We start from the raw sequence: 2,164 nt of genomic DNA on the forward strand, positions 1-2,164 counted from the left end.
AGCTTGGTACCAATTCCCAGATTTAGGGACTAAGGATGACTACCAGTTTTTTCTGGATGCAGGGCCTTTGTCTAATTTGGATAAATATTACGGTAAAGACAATGAATTTTGGCAACAGCTAAAAGACCATCCTAATTATGATGATTTCTGGCAAAAACGTGGAATTTTACAACATTTGAAAGATATCAAGCCTGCGGTAATGACTGTAGGAGGTTGGTTTGACGCCGAGGATTTATACGGTCCGTTGAATACCTACCAGACCATCGAGAAAAGCAGCAAAAATTACAATACAATTGTTATGGGACCATGGAGCCATGGCGATTGGGCCAGAAATAAGCCTACTGCAGTAATTGGAAACATAAATTTTGGGGATAGTATTTCTGGTTTCTTCCAGAAAAACATTGAAGCCAACTTTTTTCGTCATTTCTTGAAAGATAATGGAAAAGGCGTAAACAAACTGCCTGAAGCTTACGTTTTTGACACAGGTGCCAAAGACTGGAAAACCTATGACGTTTGGCCTCCCAAAAATGCGGTAAAAGAGAGCTTTTATTTGGTGCAAGACAAATTAACGACGGAGACCCAAAATAATGGCGGATTTCAGGAATTCATAAGCGACCCTAAAAAGCCGGTTCCTTCTAGCGAAGACATCAATCAAAAAGGGATCACGCCAAGAAAATACATGACCGATGACCAGCGTTTTTCGGCGAGACGGCCTGATGTTTTGGTTTTTGAAACCGAACGATTGACGGACGACACCACTTTGGCGGGAGAAATTTTGGCACAATTGCAGGTTTCGACCGCAGGAACGGATGCGGACTGGGTTGTAAAAGTTATTGACGTGTTCCCAAATGACGAACCGGAAACGCCGGAAGTTGCCCCGTATTTAAAAATGAGCAATTACCACATGATGGTACGAAGCGAAGTGATGCGTGGCCGTTTCAGAAACAGTTTTGTTAATCCGGAACCTTTTGTGGCCAACGAAAAGACCGCTGTGAATATCAAACTGCAGGATGTAATGCATACCTTCAAGAAAGGTCATAAAATTCAAATCCAAATTCAGAGTACTTGGTTTCCATTAATAGATTTGAATCCGCAAACCTTTGTGGACAATATTTTTTACGCGAAACCGGAAGATTTTAAAAAGCAGACGCATCGTGTATATTCCGACTCTAAAATACTGTTTTCTGTTTTGAAATAATAGAAGACAATATCCAATTAAAAACCCAATCCTAACACAAGTGATTGGGTTTTTGCTTTATGGTTTTTTGGGATTACCGTTTTGCTAGCGTAAATTGTATTGCCGTTTCAAGCAATGGCGCCATCACTTCATATCCTGCTTGGTTCGGGTGTACTCCGTCATTGGAATAGGCAAGTGGCAAACCTTTTCGGTTATCGGCCATTGCCGTATGATAATCGACAAAAGGGATTGCGTTTGCGTCAGCGTAATCAGTTAAAAGGGCATTTAACGCAATGATTTTGTCCGCCGGTTCTTGGTGGGGTTTCCATGGAAAATCGGATGCGGGCAAAACGGAGCAGAGGATCACCTTGATATTGTGGGCTTTCGCCAAATCTATCATTGAGAAAATATTATTTGTAATCATTTCTAAGGTTGCAGGTCCCGTGTTGCCGGCAATGTCATTTACCCCTGCAAGGATAACTACGATTTTTGGTTTTAAGGCAATAACATCAGCCCTGAAACGCAGCAGCATCTGCGGGCTAGTTTGTCCGCTGATTCCGCGGTTGATGTAAGGCTTTCCCGCGAAGAATTCAGGATGTACCGTACTCCAAAACTCGGTTATGGAATCGCCCATAAATACAATCCGGTTTTCGGACGTTTCCGTCTCGGCGAGAATCGCATTTGCTTTTCTGTATTTGTTTAAATTGGGCCAATCTTGGGCCTTTGTGCTATTTCCCATATAAGAAGTAAAAAGAGGAGAGAGTCTGGATTTTGAAAATAAATGGTGCCAACTATAGCTTAGGTACACCGGTTCTGATTTAAAAGCAAATTTAACACAATAAATCCTATTCTACCCATTATTTTTATTGGTTCGGAGATAATGTGGGGAGCCAAAAAATAGTTGGTTATTCCTGTTAAAGCTATCGAAAAGCCCCGTTAAATCTGCAACTGCGGTCTTGTATTTTAGTGATTTTTTCATGTGAAATC

2 protein-coding genes are annotated in these 2,164 nt (G+C 41.4%); one reads left to right on the forward strand and one right to left on the reverse strand.

Features of this window, described 5'->3' with window-relative positions; genetic code table 11:
• Nucleotides 1-1,198 (forward strand): CocE/NonD family hydrolase (locus tag VIH09_RS01570; RefSeq protein WP_331577176.1); only part of this gene is annotated, 1,198 nt, incomplete at its 5' end.
• Nucleotides 1,199-1,271: 73 nt separating this feature from the next.
• Here VIH09_RS01570 and VIH09_RS01575 read toward each other — a convergent pair.
• On the reverse strand, nt 1,272-1,916 hold the full coding sequence (locus VIH09_RS01575; RefSeq protein ID WP_331577178.1) for an SGNH/GDSL hydrolase family protein: 645 nt from the start codon (nt 1,914-1,916) through the stop codon (nt 1,272-1,274).
• Nucleotides 1,917-2,164: the final 248 nt, after the last annotated feature.

It is taken from the genome of Flavobacterium sp., from assembly GCF_036515215.1.
Lineage (GTDB): Bacteria > Bacteroidota > Bacteroidia > Flavobacteriales > Flavobacteriaceae > Flavobacterium.

Bases quoted from the DNA above. Each gene is read 5' to 3' on its own strand.
- VIH09_RS01575 (WP_331577178.1), bottom strand. From the start codon at position 1,916: ATGGGAAATAGCACAAAGGCCCAAGATTGGCCCAATTTAAACAAATAC.